Source organism: uncultured Demequina sp. (assembly GCF_913055775.1).
Lineage (GTDB): Bacteria > Actinomycetota > Actinomycetes > Actinomycetales > Demequinaceae > Demequina.
In genome coordinates, this window is record NZ_CAJXJX010000181.1 from 1 (window position 1) to 3,730 (window position 3,730).

General features: G+C 73.2%; 3 protein-coding genes. All 3 read right to left on the minus strand.

Features of this window, described 5'->3' with window-relative positions; all coding sequences use genetic code 11:
- Positions 1–2,504, minus strand: a 2,504-nt coding sequence (locus QZ483_RS13095) for a glycosyltransferase (protein ID WP_297084736.1), incomplete at its 3' end; no start/stop codon positions are given.
- A 24-nt stretch (positions 2,505–2,528) separates the two neighbouring features.
- Positions 2,529–2,849: a WhiB family transcriptional regulator gene (locus tag QZ483_RS13100; RefSeq protein WP_297084738.1), complete on the minus strand. Its 321-nt coding sequence runs from the start codon at positions 2,847–2,849 to the stop codon at positions 2,529–2,531.
- An 80-nt stretch (positions 2,850–2,929) separates the two neighbouring features.
- The coding region (locus QZ483_RS13105) for a glycosyltransferase (protein ID WP_297084740.1) at positions 2,930–3,730 on the minus strand (801 nt) is incomplete at its 5' end.

Genomic DNA, 3,730 nt, shown 5'->3' on the forward strand with positions numbered 1-3,730 from the left:
ACCAGGTCCACCGTGACGCCATGTGCCAGCCATGCGCCGAAGCTCTGGCCGGCCACGCCGGTGAAGTTGATCCGGATGGCATCGGGCTTGAGCCCGGCATGGCCGTGCTTTTCGGCAATGCGCCCGGACAGCATGGCGCCGACCGTGCGGTTCACATTGCGGATCTCGCGGTCGATCACCACCGTCTCGCCATTGTCGATCGCACCCTGGCAGGCGGCGATCAGATCGTTGTCGACGGCGGTGAGCTCGATGTAGCCCTCCGACGTGCGGGCGTCGGACGCCTCGGCCCGCCTGTCCATGGCGCCGAGTCCGGCGACCACGACGAGCACGAGAACCACCGCGGAGAGCGCGGGGCCGTACCATCCGTTCGCCTGCGTCCCACCGGCGCCGGCGTCGGGAGAGAGCGACACGGACTGGACCGCGACCCCGAGAACGAGCGAGCCCGCCGCCGTGACGAGCGCGAGACCCGTCAGCAGGCGCCGGCGCCCGACCACGGCGGCGACGCCTGCGGCGACCAGGATCGCGACAGGGAGTGCGCGCACGGCCGCATCGAGCAGCGTGGGCACGCTGCCGGCGTCGCCGATCCCTCCGAGCAGCAGCTCCGCGGCCGACAGTGGCTGCGCGGCGGCCGACGGCCCGGGCTCCCGCGTGAGGATCGCCCACGCGTCGGCGACCGAGCCGGAACGGATCGCCGCGAGCGCGCCAGCGCCCGAGACGACGAGCATCGGCACGGACGCTCCCCAGATTCGCCATCGAGCGCGCCCAGCCCCGGCTCCGACGACGATCAGCACCGGCACGGCCACGACAGCCAGGACCGGCACGGCAGCCGCGATCACGGCCATTGCCGCGCCGGCGCCCGCGGCGGCGCTCCGCGAGGGCCGTGGCGCAGTCCCGTGCTCGGAGCCGTCCGCGAGCACCTCCCCACGCTGCCAGCCGCCCGCACGGACGAGCGCGAGCACGGCCAGCGGAGCCACCACGTGGACAATGACGGCCGCGACCCTGCCTGCGGCGGCCGACTCAATGGCCATGGGCCACACGGCGTAGGCGGCGCTGGCGAGCGCGCGCACGGGGAGGGACCGGGTGACGGCGCCGATCGCCGCCCATGCCGCCAGCCCCGCGAGCAGGGGGGCGAACAGCAGCACGAGGCCGAGCCACAGCGCGAGGCCGCCGGGTGCCGCGGCGAAGGGGACGAGCAGCGACGCGAGCGAGGCGTCGATCGCGGGCGCCCCGAACGCCTGGTCGGTCCACCCCGTCAGGGCGCGGTCCCACAGGTCGCCGAGTGCGAGGTCGGAGACGCCGAGCGCGCTCCCGGCCAGCATGCGCCCGCTCAGCAGACCCGAGAGCCAGGTCGGATGCAGTGCGATGCTGAACGCGGCCAGCGCGATGCCCAGCGCCGTGAGCAGCAGCCGTCGACGGCGGCCGATCGCCGCGAGTTCGGCGCGGACGACGTCGGAGGGAGCGTCATCGGCCTGGCGTCGACTCCGCACGCCCCACTCGAGGGAGCGCACGTGGCGAGCGACCTGCCGCGGCGTGGCGAGGAGCCGACGCTCGGCCGCGGTCGATCGGCCCGCGCGACGGATGCCGCGGCGGGCACGCGGGAGCCGTGGCGCCGCCGCCAGCAGCCTCCATGGCACCAGCAGGTCCGCGAGCAGCAGTCGCGGCTCGTTCTGCGCGATACGCAGGAGAGCGCGTCCAGCGGACGACGCGAGAGCCCACAGGCCGAGGAGCGGCACCGCCCACCACGGCGCGAATGCCTGGGCGTGGAACCACTCGGATGCGCGCCGAGCGCCGTAGGTCGCCCGGGGACCGCCACCGGAGCCGCCGCGCCGGCCTTCGAGTCGCTCCTGGCTGTGGCGGATGCGTGCCCGCGGGACGGCGACCACGTCGAAGCCGGCGCGCCAGGCGCGCCTGCAGAAGTCGAGGCTCGACCCCCATCCCTCGGCGCCGGTGTCGAGCCCGCCCAGCAGCTCCCACAGCTCGCGCCGCACGAGCGATCCGCCGACCGACACCGCCAGCACGTCGTCGCGATCCGCGTACTGGCCCTGGTCGACGTCGTCGCGCTCGACCATCGCCATGCGGCGCGCGCCCACCGCCGTGGTCGTGGTGCCGAGGCTCAACAGCCGGTCGGGGGCGTCCCACCTGACGTGAGCCGCACCCACGACGCCGGCGAGCTGGCGCTTGCGGGCAGTGGCGGCGAGCGCCGCGAGCGCACCGGGCATCGGCGCCGTGTCGTCATGCAGCGTCCACAGCAGCTCCGAACCTGGGCCCGCGTGCCGATCGAGGATGGCGGAGACCGCAGCGCCGAAGTCCGCCGCCTCGACCTGCTCGACGAGGATCCGCGGATCCCACCCTCCGGGAGGAGACTCGACCGGCGAGGTGATGGCGAGGTGGACGTGATCGGGGATCGGATCCTGGGTGAGCACGCCGTCCAGGGTTGCGGCGAGATGAGGAGAGCGGCCGTCGCTCACCACGATCGCGCGCACGACGATGCGCGCGGGACTCATGCTGTCCCCACGCAGGCGGGCCGACTAGACAGCGCGACGCTTGAGCTTGCGCCGCTCGCGCTCCGAGAGGCCGCCCCAGATGCCGAACCGCTCGTCATTGGCGAGAGCGTAGTCGAGGCACTCGGATCGGACGTCACACGAAGCGCACACCTTCTTCGCCTCGCGGGTCGATCCTCCCTTCTCGGGGAAGAATGCCTCGGGATCCGTCTGAGCGCACAGCGCTCGCTCCTGCCACGAGAGAGGTCCGTCATCCTCGACAGCGTCGAAGATGTCCACCACCGCCGCCAGAGTCGGCGCCGGCTTGCCTGCGTCCGAGGGCACTGCACCGCCGTAGATATCCCACATAGGCCGTCCTCCGATCGCTGAGGCAGATGTTTCTGCCTGTAGGAATTACACCGTTGTTATCCCTACGCGTCAAGCCGAGCCTAGCGCACTCCCCTGAGGAATCCCAGACCCCACGCGACGTGCATGGTGGCGAGCACGAGGGGGGTCCTCAGCCCTGCGGCGGCGCCCGTTCGCGGCAACAGCAGGAGCGATGCGCCGAGCACCCCCGCCGCGTAGCCCGCCGGAACCACCAGCGCGACGGTCAGCGGCGCCGAGCCGAGCACCAGCCCGACCGTTCCGGCGACCAGGCCGGCAGCCACCGCCACCGTGGCAGCAGGCGCGGCGAGATAGCGAGGCGATCGGCTCTCGGGGTGAACGCGGACCACCTCGCGCCGCCATTGACCCGAGGAGTAGAACTGCCGACGCAGAGCCGACCACGTGGCGCGCGGCGTGTAGGGCACCGCCATCTCCGGCACGAACCACACCACGAGGCCCGCGCTCCGCAGGCGGTGATTGAGCTCCCAGTCCTGGGCCCGGACGAAGTGCTCGTCGTAGCCGTCGACCACAGCGAGCGCCGCGCGTCGGAACGCACCGAGGTACACGGAGGCCGCCGGCCCCTCGCTGCCACCCTGACGATGCCCTGCTCCCCCGAGCCCGAACACCGACGACATCGCCACGGACACGGCGCGGGCGAACGGCTGACGGGCGGTCGGCACCATGCGGCCGCCGACGTTGGCGGCGCCTGTCCTGCGCAGCGCGTCGACCGCGAGTGCGATGTAGCCGGACGGCATGAGCGCGTGACCGTCCATCCTCACGATCACGTCGTGGCGGCTCGCGGCGATCGCTCGATTCAGGCCGGCGGGCGTGAGCCCGGTCGGGTTGTCGACCACGGTGACCTGCGG